Source organism: Aquimarina ulvae (genome assembly GCF_053613295.3).
In genome coordinates, this window is the sequence record NZ_JBSIBP030000008.1 from 67059 (window position 1) to 81305 (window position 14247).

At 32.3% G+C, this 14247-nt stretch carries 15 protein-coding genes; 8 read left to right on the forward strand and 7 right to left on the reverse strand.

The features are described from left to right. Positions 1-179: 179 nt before the first annotated feature. Together ACWGOQ_RS16820 and ACWGOQ_RS16825 are read left to right on the forward strand one after the other, a co-directional pair. Positions 180-1355 (forward strand): extracellular catalytic domain type 1 short-chain-length polyhydroxyalkanoate depolymerase, encoded by a 1176-nt coding sequence (locus ACWGOQ_RS16820; protein ID WP_452059315.1) that lies wholly within the window; start codon positions 180-182, stop codon positions 1353-1355. Between the two features lie 785 nt (positions 1356-2140). Beyond that, on the forward strand, positions 2141-3307 hold the full coding sequence (locus ACWGOQ_RS16825; protein ID WP_458202831.1) for a glycosyl hydrolase family 18 protein: 1167 nt from the start codon (positions 2141-2143) through the stop codon (positions 3305-3307). Between the two features lie 75 nt (positions 3308-3382). On the opposite strand, the gene ACWGOQ_RS16830 is transcribed toward ACWGOQ_RS16825, so the two are convergent. Continuing rightward, a complete protein-coding gene (locus ACWGOQ_RS16830; protein ID WP_452059317.1) occupies positions 3383-4666 on the reverse strand; it encodes a cystathionine gamma-synthase family protein in 1284 nt (427 codons plus the stop codon). A gap of 209 nt (positions 4667-4875) precedes the next feature. On the opposite strand from ACWGOQ_RS16830, the gene ACWGOQ_RS16835 reads away from it, so the two are divergent. Further along, positions 4876-5343, forward strand: coding sequence for an Lrp/AsnC family transcriptional regulator (locus tag ACWGOQ_RS16835; protein ID WP_452059318.1), 468 nt, complete (start codon positions 4876-4878; stop codon positions 5341-5343). Positions 5344-5431: 88 nt separating this feature from the next. Here the strand turns inward: ACWGOQ_RS16835 and ACWGOQ_RS16840 are convergent, their stop codons facing one another. Together ACWGOQ_RS16840 and ACWGOQ_RS16845 are read right to left on the reverse strand one after the other, a co-directional pair. Next, positions 5432-5935: a YlmC/YmxH family sporulation protein gene (locus ACWGOQ_RS16840; protein ID WP_452059319.1), complete on the reverse strand. Its 504-nt coding sequence runs from the start codon at positions 5933-5935 to the stop codon at positions 5432-5434. Positions 5936-5937: 2 nt separating this feature from the next. Continuing rightward, a complete protein-coding gene (locus ACWGOQ_RS16845; protein WP_452059320.1) occupies positions 5938-6564 on the reverse strand; it encodes a hypothetical protein in 627 nt (208 codons plus the stop codon). A 266-nt stretch (positions 6565-6830) separates the two neighbouring features. Between ACWGOQ_RS16845 and ACWGOQ_RS16850 the strand changes: the two genes are divergently transcribed. Next, positions 6831-7559, forward strand: coding sequence for an SDR family oxidoreductase (locus ACWGOQ_RS16850; RefSeq protein WP_452059321.1), 729 nt, complete (start codon positions 6831-6833; stop codon positions 7557-7559). A 315-nt stretch (positions 7560-7874) separates the two neighbouring features. Here ACWGOQ_RS16850 and ACWGOQ_RS16855 read toward each other — a convergent pair whose 3' ends face one another. From ACWGOQ_RS16855 to ACWGOQ_RS16865, 3 genes are all read right to left on the reverse strand, one after another. Beyond that, positions 7875-8114: a hypothetical protein gene (locus tag ACWGOQ_RS16855; protein ID WP_452059322.1), complete on the reverse strand. Its 240-nt coding sequence runs from the start codon at positions 8112-8114 to the stop codon at positions 7875-7877. Between the two features lie 233 nt (positions 8115-8347). Continuing rightward, positions 8348-8554 carry an MFS transporter gene (locus ACWGOQ_RS16860; protein WP_452059323.1) on the reverse strand — a complete coding sequence of 69 codons (207 nt, stop codon included), beginning with the start codon at positions 8552-8554 and terminating at the stop codon, positions 8348-8350. 11 nt (positions 8555-8565) lie between these two features. Further along, positions 8566-9009: an SRPBCC family protein gene (locus ACWGOQ_RS16865; RefSeq protein WP_452059324.1), complete on the reverse strand. Its 444-nt coding sequence runs from the start codon at positions 9007-9009 to the stop codon at positions 8566-8568. 91 nt (positions 9010-9100) lie between these two features. Between ACWGOQ_RS16865 and ACWGOQ_RS16870 the strand changes: the two genes are divergently transcribed. Next, on the forward strand, positions 9101-9523 hold the full coding sequence (locus tag ACWGOQ_RS16870) for a winged helix-turn-helix transcriptional regulator (protein ID WP_452059325.1): 423 nt from the start codon (positions 9101-9103) through the stop codon (positions 9521-9523). A 638-nt stretch (positions 9524-10161) separates the two neighbouring features. Then, positions 10162-11142 carry a lipid A-modifier LpxR family protein gene (locus tag ACWGOQ_RS16875; RefSeq protein ID WP_452059326.1) on the forward strand — a complete coding sequence of 327 codons (981 nt, stop codon included), beginning with the start codon at positions 10162-10164 and terminating at the stop codon, positions 11140-11142. A gap of 17 nt (positions 11143-11159) precedes the next feature. On the opposite strand, the gene holA is transcribed toward ACWGOQ_RS16875, so the two are convergent. Continuing rightward, complete coding sequence (gene holA, locus ACWGOQ_RS16880) at positions 11160-12164, reverse strand: DNA polymerase III subunit delta (protein WP_452059327.1); 1005 nt, start codon at positions 12162-12164, stop codon at positions 11160-11162. Between the two features lie 26 nt (positions 12165-12190). On the opposite strand from holA, the gene ACWGOQ_RS16885 reads away from it, so the two are divergent. Beyond that, positions 12191-12634 (forward strand): type I restriction enzyme HsdR N-terminal domain-containing protein, encoded by a 444-nt coding sequence (locus ACWGOQ_RS16885; RefSeq protein ID WP_452059328.1) that lies wholly within the window; start codon positions 12191-12193, stop codon positions 12632-12634. A 199-nt stretch (positions 12635-12833) separates the two neighbouring features. Further along, positions 12834-14057, forward strand: coding sequence for a M57 family metalloprotease (locus tag ACWGOQ_RS16890; protein ID WP_452059329.1), 1224 nt, complete (start codon positions 12834-12836; stop codon positions 14055-14057). The last annotated feature ends 190 nt before the right edge of the window (positions 14058-14247 follow it).

Here is a 14247-nt window from a genome sequence, read left to right on the forward strand (position 1 = left end):
TCTGGCTTTTTAATGTAGTAACTATTTGTAAATAGGATTGTAAAAAATTCAAAATCAATAAATTGTGATTTTACACGTTTTATTAAGGAATTTTAACACTAAACTAACCTCCTTCATATACTTCCTATTTAAAAAATAAAATACATTACGACTTGAAATTCACACAAACCCAAAATATTATGACCAACTATAACCTTGAAAAAAACGTTTTTTTAAGAGTATTTCTGATAAAAGCAGTGCTCCTAGTGGGGTTTTCAATTACCGTAACTGCCCAACAAACCATTAATGGCACATTACAACACGACGGTATAACACGTGAATACATTTTGTATATTCCTTCTATATATACAGAAGATACTGCAGCTCCATTAGTCTTTAATTTTCATGGATATACATCCAACGCTAATGAACAAATGTTTTATGGAGATTTTAGGGAAATCGCAGATACAGAAGGTTTTTTGATTGTACATCCTATGGGTACCGTGGATAATGTTGGAAACACACACTTTAATGTAGGTTGGGGAACCAGTACTGTTGATGATGTAGGATTTACGGAAGCACTGATCGATGAAATATCATCAAATTATACTATCAATACAGATAGAATTTATAGTACTGGAATGTCTAACGGAGGATTTATGAGTTACAAATTAGCTTGTGAATTAAGTAACCGTATTGCAGCAATTGCATCAGTAACCGGAACTATGAACAAAAATCAACCTAATAGCTGTACCCCATCACATCAGATTCCTGTAATGGAAATTCATGGAACCGCAGACACTACCGTTCCTTATCAAGGAGCGAATTGGATTGAATCCACACCTGATGTCGTTAATTTCTGGGTAAATTTCAATAACTGTGATACTACTCCTCAGATTATAGACATACCTGATACCGCACCAACAGATGGATCCACAGTAGAACATCAACTATTTACAAATGGAGATAATGGTACTCAGGTAGAACATTATAAGATAATCAATGGTGGACATACGTGGCCTGGGTCTGCATTTGGTTCATCAGATACTAATTATGATATTGATGCCTCTGCCCTCATTTGGAACTTTTTTTCGAAATATGATATAAATGGAGAAATTACTACATTAAGTATAGAAGAAGTTGAAGAAAATGATACCACATTCCGTATATATCCCAATCCTGTAAGCTCAACCATTACAGTTGATCATAAAATACCTGAGCCACTAGAATATGCTGTTTTTACACTACAAGGAAAATTAGCTTCCAAAGGCATTCTATCGTTAACAAATCATACGATTGATGTTTCATCTCTTTCTTCTGCAACCATTTATTTTCTAACTATAGGAAATACTACAATTAAAATACAAAAGAGATAACTTTTCAGTTTAAACAAAGACAATATTCAATAAAAAACCGGATGTATGTACATCCGGTTTTTTGTCCCCATTAGTATAACTAACTATTAGAATACCCCCACAGATTCTAATAAATTGTATCCTCCAGTTACAATTACATCCTATCTGTGTATCGCGTGGCTACAAGCACCTGGAAGTTCTCTTATAAATTCTCTTATAAATTTGAAGTTAAAGCGAAATGTTTTCATAATATTATTGTGTAAAATTGTTGAATAGACTCTTTTTTTTTATTTAATATAAAACTACCTTTTTTGACGGTCTAATGAAATACGTATAATCCCCTAATTTCATTTCCTCTTTTTGCCAATAATTATTATCTATGAATAGCGTGACTACTAGCTTTAGGAAGTTCTCTTAAAAATTCTAAAATAAAACGGAAATTGATGCCTGATAAATTCATAATGTTCTATGTGTAAAAATGGTTACTATATCTTTAATTAATATCTCTGGTACAAATATACTTCAGGAATACACATAAAGCAATGGGGGAAAACACCCGAAATTCATAGTGAGATGCCCCTTTATACACATAAAAACTAAAAAACAATATTTTAAATAAAAAAAGTACACAAAAAAAGATGCTTATTATTACAGATTTCTCGAATCCATGATCAACAATGATAAAATGCGATACTTATCCCTATCTTTGATAATTATACAAAAAGGTTATATACAATAGTATGAAGAAACTATTTTTTGGGTGTTTTTTGTTAATTCTATTAATCAGTTGTAAGATTGATAAAACAGTGAATATAAGAAAAAAGGATACAAAAAACTCTAGTGATACAATCAGTTTTATTAGTCAACGTCATATACACAACCAAAAATTTGAAGCTCTTAACTTGAAGACCGAAGCACAATGGGATAGTTTAAATAATATTTCCGGTAAAAAAGTACGTCATAAAAAAGGAAAAGTTCATCCCAATACCCGTACATTTGGATGGCATCTCTTTTCTAATGGTTCTTCATATAAGAATTATAACTTCTCTATGTTATGGGGCCTTTCGTATTTTTCCTATAGTATTCAACCTGAAACAGGTAGTTATAAGAATATTCATCAATGGAAAACTACTGCTCTCATTGATAGTGCTAAAGCAAAAAATTGTAAAGTTTTTTTTTCTGTTTCTAATTTTGGAAAAAAAAATAACAGTATTTTTTTAGAAAATAAACACGCACAAAAAACATTAATAGATAGCCTGATAAATTTACTTGCCCTAAGGTCTGCAGATGGAATAAACATTGATTTTGAAGGAGTTTCAAAAAAAAACAAAGATGATTTCACCCGATTTATCCTTCGCATTTCAAAAAGTCTAAAGCAGGAGAATCCAAATCTTATGGTCTCTCTATGTCTTTATGCAATTGATTGGAATGATATTTTTGACATTAAGGCGATTGATCCTTACATAGATTTTTATACCTTAATGGGATACGATTATTATGGGAGTTTTAGTAAAACTACCGGACCTGTTACACCTTTTAAAAAAAGTAAGAAATTTGGAAAGGGTCTTGAAACATCTGTTAATTATTATAATAAAAAAGGAGTACGTTCTAGTAAATTGATTGTAGGACTCCCCTATTATGGAGCCGAATGGTATACTAAAAGTCCTGAAATGGGAGCAAAGGTTACAAAATTCAAATCTCACTCTCTTTATAAATCTATAAAGAAGATTTATGTTGACTCTTTAAAAGTCCCTCTACAATTTGATACTGTAAGTTCTTCAACTTATATTGTTATTAATGACCTTGATAAAAACTACAAACAAATCTTTTTTGAAGATGTACAATCACTCTCCATAAAATATGATTGGATAAAAAATAAAGAAATTGGAGGGGTAGGAATTTGGGCGCTTGGATATGATGATGGTCATACTGAATTATGGGATTTATTAACGAACAAATTTTCAGAAGAATAAAAAATACTTTCAATACTAAATATAAAAGCTCAAGTAGAAGTTACCTGAGCTTTCTAAAACAAATTATTTATGAATTTAAAAAGTACCTATTTCAAAAGTAGCTTCGATTTCAACTTTTTCTAAAGCTTGCTCTAAGTCCCAGATTAAATCGTTTGCATTTTCCACGCCAATAGACAATCGAACCAATTGATCGGTAATATTCATCTGCTGTCGTTGTGTTTCGTCAACTCCTGCGTGTGTCATTGTTTTTGGATGTTCAGACAAACTTTCCGTACTTCCTAAACTTACGGCAAGTTTCATTAACTTGAGGTTATTTAGAAATATAAAAGCTTCTTTTTCTCCACCTATAATATCAAACGACACCATCGCACCAGGTGCAGAGCATTGTTTTTTATACGTAGTATGTGCATAAGACCCCTCTTCTAACAACCCCAGATAATATACTTTTTCCACTTTTGGGTGGTTATTTAGATAGTTTGCTACAATTTGTGCATTCTTAGTCTGCTGATCCATTCTAACCTTTAACGTTTCCAGACTTCGTAGCATCAACCATGCGGTATGTGGACTTACCATATTACCTAAAAATGTTCGTAATGTTTTTACTCTTACCATAAGCTCAGCATTTCCTAAAACAGCTCCGGCAATTAGGTCACTATGCCCTCCTATATATTTGGTTGCAGAATACAATACAAGATCAGCACCACATTGTAATGGATGTTGCCACAAAGGTCCCATATAAGTATTATCAACAGCTACCAATGTTTTTCTATCTGCCGTACTGTATCGCGCTGCCAATTGACTAAACCCTTCTATATCTACAATATCATTTGTTGGATTCGCTGGGGTTTCCAGATAGATCATTGCCAACTTATCTGCTTTACCCGAAGCCTTTATCATCCGCGCTACTTCTTCCATACTTTGATTAGGCATCACTCCTATTGTATTCACCCCTATTTTATCCAAAAAATGATGAATAAAATGATCTGTTCCTCCATATACAGGATTACTGTATACTAATAAATCACCAGGTTTTAAAAATTCTAGTAAGACGGTACTAATTGCAGACATTCCACTTTCAAAAACAGCACAATCATCTGCTTGATCCCAAAGACATAATCGATTTTCTAATATTTCTAAGTTAGGATTATTAATTCTACTATAGATTAACCCTAACTCTTCTTTCTCTGATTTTTCTCGTAACCCATAGGCTAACTCAAAAAAAGCTTTTCCTTCTTCTGCTGTTTTAAAAACAAATGTTGATGTTTGAAATATAGGACATTTAATGGCTCCTTCTGATAACTCAGGTTTGTAACCATATGTCATCATTAAACTCTCTGGATTAAAATTATGATCTTGCATTTGTTAGCTATTATATTATTAGTAATAATTGTAGATGTGCTTCCTAAACTTCTAAACAAAAATTAGGTTACCATACTTTATAAAAATACATCAAAAAGAATTTAAAACCATTTTCATAATATAATTTAGAATAAAAAACTATTGAAAATAATATAAAAGATTTTTTTTCTATTTTTGTAGTGTTGTCATAATTTAAGAAGAAAAATATTATGGATAAAATAGACCGATCAATCCTAAATTTATTACAAAAAGATAGTAAAATTACTATCAAAGAGATTGCGGAGCGTTTAAGTCTTACCACTACTCCTATTTTCGAAAGGGTAAAAAAATTAGACCGTGATGGATATATAAAATCTTACAAAGCCATCTTAGATAGAAAAAAAGTAGGGCTACAGCTAATGGTGTTTTGTAATGTTACTTTAAACCTTCATCAAACAGATTATCTCAAAAAATTTGAAAAAGATATCCAGCAGTTCCCAGAAGTTGTTGAGTGCTATCACGTGGCAGGAATGTTTGATTATTTAATTAAAATATATGCTGAAGACATGGAAAGTTATCAGTATTTTCTTTCGAATAAATTAGCTTCACTTGAAAATATTTCAAAAGTACAAAGCTCATTTGTGATGACTGAAGTAAAAGACTCTTCTTTTTTACCAATTCCTAATTATGAGCAATAATCGGATTAACAGTATAAAACAAAAAGCTCTAAAGTTATTAGTAAACTTTAGAGCTTTCATTAATTTTATGTCCTAATTGTAATATATTCTATTTCCGTTTAAATTCTTGTTGTTGGTAAAAATCTTCCTCTTGAGGAAAATTTCTCATCAGGTTGCTGCGAGTATATGTCTCCAAAATTATCACTTCGTACTCTCTAGAAATAGGATCAATTTTCTTTTTTCGTTTGGTCTCTGCAAAAGTTTTGTGATCAATTTCATCTGTTACCACAATTTTGTTTTCCTCGTCCAATCGCACCATCCCAATTGGGATGATAAGATGATTCTCGCCTTCTTTATTCAAAAAACCATGAATTCCTTCAGATGAAGAAGTTCCATAAGGCTTGTAATTAGTTTCAAGAATTGATTCATCTAATGCTACATCTAAGTAAACTACACGTTTAATATTCTTATTAACTAGCATATTAGACACCTTACCAACAACACGATTGTCTTTATCTTTGATTTCCCAACCACGAATATCAGGATCGTCACTAGCAACTTTATAATCGGATAATTCTTCCAAATAATATAAATTCTTTTCTGTCGTACTCATATCTACTTTTTCATTTTAATTAATATTTCTGATGCTTTGCCAAAGAAATTCTTTACATCCTCTTTCTGATTCAAAGTTGCTACATCCGGATTAATTTTTTCTATACTATTTTCTAGGTCCAATAGTTCACTCTCTAGATTCGGAAATTTACTTTTTTGAATAGTTCCTAGAGCCTTACTAATAACAACACCTGCATTTTTAATTTTATTAGCGTGTGTTAACTTTTGTGGATCCTCTGTAATAATTTCTGCATTTTCACGAGCTTTTTTTAAATCCGCTTTAATATCTATATTCAAATTATCAGCCGATTCACTGACAGCATTTATAAGTAATAAAAGTGCATTATTCGAATATTCATGATCTATACCCATTTTGGTATCATCTTTTATATAAGCGCTATACGTTGCAATAGCTTTACCCCCTTCAGATTTTTTTGGAATTACATCTTTTTCAGTATTATCACTAATAGAAGAGCCATCAACTCCTATTTCTTCAACTTCATTCGCTTCTCTTGTCTCTTCTTCATTGTTTGATAAAATAAAGAAATATACTAACGCACCGATAAGCAATAGCGCTAATAATAACCAAGGCCAAACTGGCTTTTTCTTTTCAATCTTAATTTCTGCCATAATATTGTTTTTATTTAATTATAAAGTTAATTTTTGATTCAATAAATAATGAGCTCATATCGATTATTTTTTTGTTCCTTTACGTTAAAACCGGCTCTTTATATAACAAATTCAATTATTCCTCTAGTAATTACGTCCTTCGCGTTTCATAATAAGTAAAGTGGATTGATATCTAGTTAATTATATCAGGAATTAATCTTCGCCTTAACAAAAGATTTAGATCTGATGAATTATCTTTGATAACAGTCAAAAAAATGAGATAAAAAATGAATATAAAAGATACTAAAGCATTAATTACGGGAGGAAACTCTGGAATTGGAAAAGCAACTGCCAAACTACTAAAAGAAAAAGGTGCTCAAGTAGTTATCTCCGGAAGAAATGAGACAACCTTGCAGCAAACTGCCAAAGAATTAAACATAGCGTATATACAAGCAGATGTAACCAAAGAGGATCAAGTACAGTCTATGGTGGATCAGGCTAAAATTAAAATGAATGGTTTGAATACCCTGATTAATAATGCCGGTTATGGGTATATTTCTAAACTTATTGATATCGAGGCTGATAAATTTACAGATCAGTTTAAAACCAATATTCTTGGAGCTACATTGTGTGCTAAAGCATCAGCCAAACATTTTATAGAACAGGATTATGGGAATATCATCAACATTGGATCTACTTCTTCTCTAAAAGGTTCTCCAAAAGCTTCACCGTATGTTGCAACTAAATTTGCGCTTCGGGGAATGACAGAAAGTTGGAGAAATGAATTAAGGCCACATAACATACGAGTGATGCAGGTAAATCCAAGCGAGGTGATGACCAGTTTTGCAGATAATCGTGTGGATGAAAATGTTAGCCAAAAACAATATACAGAAGCTGAACAAAACACAAAATTAAGAGGTGAAGAAATAGCACATACTATTTCGAGTCTACTAGAAATGGATGATCGTGGATTTATTACTGAGGCAACAGTTTTTGCAACCAATCCGAAGACATAAAAAGCCTTAAATATGTTTAAGCTATTTCTGCTATTTCACCAATTTTTACTTCAGCATTCTTATGCCGTACATAATTGATTATTAGAAGAATCTATATCAATAAAAAAATACCCGATCCAATAATAAAAACTGTTACTCCAATGCTTTCAAACATAATTCCACCGAGTACTAATCCAAAATAATAGCTAAGCTTCCTATACTATTTCCAACCCCTTGAATAACACCCTGCATTGCAGCATTTCCGGTTTTAGACAAAAGAGAAAGAAAACTAGGCCACATCAAATCATGAGCAAAGGACAATAATGTGTTTGCCGCTTACAGTATAATGATACTGGGATTAGAAAGAAGAAAAAAACTTAATGACAACAGCATCGTTCTAATAGCCACTAATCCAATATTAGGAACTTTGCCAGACAAAAAGGATAATAATGGTCCTTGAACCAAAATCATAATAAAACTTGAATATGCCAGAAAGATCCCAAGATCAACTGCTGTCCAATCCGACATGGTAGAAACATATATAGGTAGTCCTGCATAAAACAGGCTAAAAGCCAAAAATGTTAAAAAGTAGATCGAAAATAATCATGGAATACCTTTTTGACTTATTACACCTTGGAAGCTGTTGTTGTTTTTAATAGCCTCATTTTCAATACTACTTCCAGAAAAACAATCTTTATGTTCTACTTGAAAAAATTTTCTAAAAGATTTAAAATTTAGATTCCCAGTATCTACCATACAAGGGTTGCTACAAGTGAAATGAAAGTAGCAAGAATAATAAGCAATATTTCTCATAAAATGGTCAAAGCTAAAATTCCGGCAACTGCAGGTCCTAAAACGAATCCCAAACTAGTAGAAGCTCCCATCATTCCAAAATTCTTATCACGATCTTTATCCGTAGAAATATCTGATAAGTAAGCATGAGCCACAGAGGTATTTCCGCCAGTAAAGCCATCAACAACTCTAGCAAGAAAAGGCAGTATTAATGGAAGCGTCATGTGGTGCGTAATTAGGACAAATGAGGCATTCCCTTTCCGGATTCAACAAAGCTTTTTAAGCTTTGAGTGACGAATCTTTCCCAAGCAGGCCAACATATTTCGTAGCAATTTAATTTTGGAACAAGTCCGTTATGAATAAAATTTAAAATAGTTTCATTTTGGCTTTTCTCTTCCAAATACCATTCGACTTTGGTTCCAATCCATTCCTTTTCAATTCCATCATAACCACTATGAATATGCTTTGCATGAATACATTGCCAAACAATTTTCGAATTTGGCTCAAATTCTGAAATTTTAAATTTCCAACATGTTTTATCAAAACTTGCGGTAAACTCATCATCTAATTTTGAAACCGCAGAATTGGTGTAACCCCACCATTCTTGAACTGACTGGGTTATTGCATTAAATACAGCTTCTGAATTTGCTTCAATTGATACACTTATTGTATAAGACATAAATTTTATTTTTAACTAGTACTTGTGTTTTACAAGTGCTAAAATACAAAAGAACTTTTATTATGCAAGTACATTTTTGTAACTTTGGAAAATGGAAAAGCTAAAAAGGAGGTCAGATTGCCCGATAACATTATCTCTCGACATTTTCGGAGATAAATGGACTCTCTTAATTCTTCGTGATTTCATTTTTTTTGACAATCGCCATTTCAACCAATTGGTGAGTATAGAGGGTATATCTACAAATATTCTTACAGATAGACTTAATAGACTTTTGGCAAACAAAATTATCAACAAGGAAGTTGATTCAAATAATAGGTCTGCCTATATATATTCCTTGACAAAAAAAGGTCTTGACCTTGTTCCTATCGTTATGGATATTTATCGTTGGGGAGCTAATTATACCGAAGAGAATAATGCGAATGAAGACTTCAAAAAGAAGGTAGATTTTGATTTCGATCAAACGGTTGAAGAAATAAAAGAAAGATTAATAACTACCCATAACATTGATAAATAATAGCGGTTTAAGTGATAAAATGAAAATAAAAACATAAAAAAAGGTCAGTGCAAAACTGAAAATTTTGTGATTAGAAATCCGCTACTACCCATACACCTACGCTATAGCTACCTGCAAAATCCTAATCAGATGACCATAATTCAGTCTTTGGAAGTATTAATGCTATCAAGAATAAAGACTAAGCAACAAAAGTACCTGCTTGACTAATCACCAATACTTTCTTTCTTCCTATCCGATCCGAAAGTCTTCCTAAGATTGGAGCTCCAATAAGTAGAAATAATGGAACATCGCTCCCAGAATTCCATAAATAAAACCATTACCTCCTAAATCAGTAACAATAAATATGAGAATTGGAATTACAATAGAGCTCCTAAAATCGCTATAAAGTTAACTAAGAGTATTGGAAAAATACTTTTAGAAAAGAATTGCAATAATTTCATTTTTTAAATTTGGTGAGCTCCAGTTTTAATTAAGTTAAAATATCTTTAATATACTAATTTTTAAAACCTACATAAACACCTGATAACAAATATTTTACATCATTAAAAACATCAAGCATTATTTTTAAAAGTTAAATTTCGGGTGTCAAAAAAGAACGATTATTATTTTTGTAAAGTTACTTTATATGCTCTATTTTAATGAAAACCAAAGCTACATTTTCCTCTTTTTTTATTTTTCTAATTCTTCTTTCTATTCAAAACTCTCAGGCTCAGAAAGAAACGTTTACGTCAGAACTAAAAGTGACCGTTGATAATGATATTTTTGCAGTATTTAGAGATTCTGATAGATACTATTCTTATGGAATGGGATTAGAATATTCCTTCAAGGCTGAAAAGTTATTAGGCTTACAGCAGTTTTTCAAAAACAAGAAAGATGTTTTTTATACATTTGGTATAAAATTAGAAGGATATACTCCATCGCAAGTAAGAGCGTTTGCGACAACACCAGAGATTGAGGATCGAGATGATTTTGACCGCCCATTCGCAGGTTTATTGTATGCAACATTAGGTGCTACTTATACGTTCCAAAGATCATTTTTAAAATCAGAAATTCTTGCTGGCGTTATTGGTCCTTCATCACAAGTAGGAGATATACAAACGTGGTTTCACGAAAACATAACAGGTGATCCTGTGTATGATGGTTGGCAATTTCAATTAAATGATCAATTTATCCTCAATTTAAAAAGTACTTTTATATATGATTTCAACCCTGATTCTCGATGGTTTCACACCTATTTAGGGGGAACTCTACATTTGGGGAATCTTTACATCAGAGCCTCACCTAAGGCAGGTTTTAGGATCGGTAAATATGAAAGTGTTTCTACCTCCAGCGGTTTTCATAATTCACTCCTATTACCCAAGAAAAATTCTGAACTCTTTTTTAAATTCGATGTTGAACCCCGTTTTATTGCTTATAATGCTACAATTCAAGGTAATTTATTTGATGAAAAAGCCTATGGTGTAGACGACCTCAATAACATATCATGGCATCTGAGTAGTGGGTTATATTATTCCGTAAATCGTTTCTCTATCAACTTCAATTATCGTTGGTCTACGGGTGTTTTAAATGATACCGAAAATCATGGGTATGGAACCTTTAATGTAGCGTATAGATTTTAATGGTCTAAAAAGAATACCTATCCCATTACTTTAACCAAAAGCTCTTTAAGAATATCTCCTGGAGGAAGGCTCACTGCGCCTACACCTTTACTTTTAACATCTGCTTCTCTTAATAAAGTAATGATCTGACTCACTTTTTTCATAGGATAGTTACGAGCAGCATCAGTATAATCACTTACGAAATAAGGATTAATTCTAAGCACGCTGGCAACATTTCGTTGGGACTTGTCAGATAGCCCGTGATATTGTAGCACCTGCGAAAAAAAACTATATAACAAAGAAATTGTTACTACCAAAGGATTATCCTTCGGGTTTTGAGCAAAATAATTAATAATTCTATGTGCTTTTACAACATCTCGCACACCTATGGCTTTTCGTAATTCGAAATTATTAAATTCCTTACTGATTCCAATATTTTCTTCAATTTTATCTGCAGTAATTTCTTCTCCTTTCGGTATGATCAACTTTAGTTTTTCCAGTTCATTGTTGATTTTACTCAAATCCGTTCCTAAAAACTCGACCAGCATTTGCGAAGCTTTTGGTTCTATATGATACTTCGCCCCTGCCAGAACCCTTCTGATCCAATCAGCGACTTGATTTTCATAAAGCTTTTTACTTTCGAAAATAATGCCACTTTTAGCTATAGTTTTGTAAAGTTTTTTACGTTTGTCAATTTTTTTATACTTATAGCATACGACCAGAACAGTAGTTGGTTGTGGGTTTTCCGCATAATCCGTTAACTTTTCTATGGTTCTGGACAAATCTTGCGCTTCTTTCACTATCACAACCTGACGTTCTGCCATCATCGGATATCGTTTCGCGTTAGAAACGATATCTTCTACACTTACATCACGGCCGTATAAAACCATCTGATTAAACCCTTTCTCTTCCTCTGCCAAGACATTCTTATCAATATATTCAGAAATTTTATCAATATAATACGGTTCTTCACCCATCAAAAAATAAATAGGCTTCATATTACCGCTCTTTATATCGCTTACAATCTGTTTTACTTCGTCCATTCAGAAAAATTCATCAAATTTGTGCTATGCAAAAGCTTAACTTTCCGGCATACCAATTCAGGTTCAAAAGTAGCGAAAATAAAGTTTCTATTTTTGACAGAATCCGCAAAAAATTCATCATCCTTACACCAGAGGAATGGGTAAGACAACATACCATCCATTATCTGATAGAAGAAAAGAAATATCCCGAAAGCCATATTAATGTAGAGAAACTGATCAAAGTCAATGATCTTAGCAAACGCTATGATATCATAATTTTTAACGCCGATGGCAGTATTTACCTAATTGTAGAATGTAAGTCTCATTCGGTCAAGATAACACAAGAAGTATTTGACCAAATTGCTCGTTATAATCTGACGTTGGATTCAGAATATCTTATGATTACAAACGGACTCGATCATTACTATTGTCAAATGGATTATAAAAAAGAGCGTTATACTTTTATGAAAGATATTCCGGATTATAAATAATTCTTCAGTTATATTTTTTTCAATAGATTAAGTAACTTTTTAATACAAATTACTTTTCAATAAAGATTAATTACTAAAGTCCTCAAAGTAGGTACATTCATCCACAAGAACTCAATAGCACATCCTCTTTTCTGTTTTTGAAAGAATTCCTTGGTGTATTTTCATAAATAATTATTAACCTAAATAATATATTACAATCATGAAAAAAATAAAACTTACACCTGTTTTAATTGCACTTTGTGCCATCACATTTTTCTCCTGTGAAAAACAAGAAAATCCCAAACCTTTGAGCGAAAACTCTATAGAGCAACCAACCGTTCCTGAAGATATACTACAAAAATTAGAACAAGCTGGTTTTTATACGAATGAAGGAGTTTATAAATATGAGAATGGTTATATCGTAGAGTACGACATCTTTCTTACAGAAAAAGAAATATACGAGTTCGATAAAAAGCCTGAAACTACTGTAAATTCAAAACAGTACCGCACAGCGAACTTAGTCTCTGGTACTAAAACCATTAGAGTATATATAGATCCTGCACTTGGATCTTTTGCAATAAACTCACTTGATAAAGCATTATCACGGTATAATGTGCTTAATTTAAGACTTACTTTTAAGAGAACTAGTAATTCTAGTAGTAACGAAATCCGTATTATTCCAGTTAACATTCCAGGAGGGTTTTTAGCTAGTGCTGGTTTCCCAAGTGGTGGTAATGCTTTTAAAACCATCAAGCTGAATACCTACTACTATAACAATACCACCAGTAGAGCCGACACTCCGTCTGTTTTAGCACATGAAATAGGTCATGCCATCGGATTTAGACATACGGATTATGCGGATAGAAGCTTTAGCTGTGGAACAGGAGGAAATGAAGGACCAGGTGGTGTTGGCGCTATACATATTTCTGGAACACCAACTGCTCCAGTTGCTAATTCTTGGATGTTAGCCTGCAGCAATGGTAAAGACAGACCATTTATTGCAAGTGATAAAACCGCTTTAGTTAACTTATATAAAAAAATTACTCCTACGATACAACCCGTATCGTTTTATCGTTTCTTTAGAGGAGGTGCAAAAGGAAATCACTTTTACAGTACTAGCCGCAGTACCCCTTCAGGTTATGTATATGAAGGTGTGCAATGTAAAATATTTAATCAGCAAACTTCTGGAACGATACCTCTATACAGATTTTACAATAGTAGCGCTGTTAATCATTTTTACAAAACTAATCGTAATGCTGTAGGTGGTTATAGGTATGAAGGTGTCGCTGGGTTTATATATCCATCTGGTGGTAGCGGTAGAATCCCATTGTACCGATTTTATAACAGTACAGCTGTAGATCATTTTTATACTACGAACAGAAACGAAGGAAATTCTTCAGTTGGATACACTTATGAAGGTGTGACTGGTTATGTATTGAGGTAAATAAGCATTTATGTTGACACCTAATTAATAAAATAATTGGAATGAAATTCAGTTTCTGTATGTTAATGAAGGTAAAACAGAAACTGAATTTTTATACGTATAAAATTTACTCAATTCTAAACAAACAAGCATTACTAAATTATTTCTTCCTGCTGATTACTAATTTCAAATTAAACTCATTAATTTGCGG

What these genes read in the sequence shown, in the direction of transcription:
- ACWGOQ_RS16820 (WP_452059315.1), top strand. Translation starts at nt 180, where the DNA reads ATGACCAACTATAACCTTGAAAAAAACGTTTTTTTAAGAGTATTTCTG.
- ACWGOQ_RS16830 (WP_452059317.1), bottom strand. Translation starts at nt 4,666, where the DNA reads ATGCAAGATCATAATTTTAATCCAGAGAGTTTAATGATGACATATGGT.
- ACWGOQ_RS16835 (WP_452059318.1), top strand. Translation starts at nt 4,876, where the DNA reads ATGGATAAAATAGACCGATCAATCCTAAATTTATTACAAAAAGATAGT.
- ACWGOQ_RS16840 (WP_452059319.1), bottom strand. Translation starts at nt 5,935, where the DNA reads ATGAGTACGACAGAAAAGAATTTATATTATTTGGAAGAATTATCCGAT.
- ACWGOQ_RS16845 (WP_452059320.1), bottom strand. Translation starts at nt 6,564, where the DNA reads ATGGCAGAAATTAAGATTGAAAAGAAAAAGCCAGTTTGGCCTTGGTTA.
- ACWGOQ_RS16850 (WP_452059321.1), top strand. Translation starts at nt 6,831, where the DNA reads ATGAATATAAAAGATACTAAAGCATTAATTACGGGAGGAAACTCTGGA.
- ACWGOQ_RS16860 (WP_452059323.1), bottom strand. Translation starts at nt 8,554, where the DNA reads ATGACGCTTCCATTAATACTGCCTTTTCTTGCTAGAGTTGTTGATGGC.
- ACWGOQ_RS16865 (WP_452059324.1), bottom strand. Translation starts at nt 9,009, where the DNA reads ATGTCTTATACAATAAGTGTATCAATTGAAGCAAATTCAGAAGCTGTA.
- ACWGOQ_RS16870 (WP_452059325.1), top strand. Translation starts at nt 9,101, where the DNA reads ATGGAAAAGCTAAAAAGGAGGTCAGATTGCCCGATAACATTATCTCTC.
- ACWGOQ_RS16875 (WP_452059326.1), top strand. Translation starts at nt 10,162, where the DNA reads ATGAAAACCAAAGCTACATTTTCCTCTTTTTTTATTTTTCTAATTCTT.
- holA (WP_452059327.1), bottom strand. Translation starts at nt 12,164, where the DNA reads ATGGACGAAGTAAAACAGATTGTAAGCGATATAAAGAGCGGTAATATG.
- ACWGOQ_RS16885 (WP_452059328.1), top strand. Translation starts at nt 12,191, where the DNA reads ATGCAAAAGCTTAACTTTCCGGCATACCAATTCAGGTTCAAAAGTAGC.
- ACWGOQ_RS16890 (WP_452059329.1), top strand. Translation starts at nt 12,834, where the DNA reads ATGAAAAAAATAAAACTTACACCTGTTTTAATTGCACTTTGTGCCATC.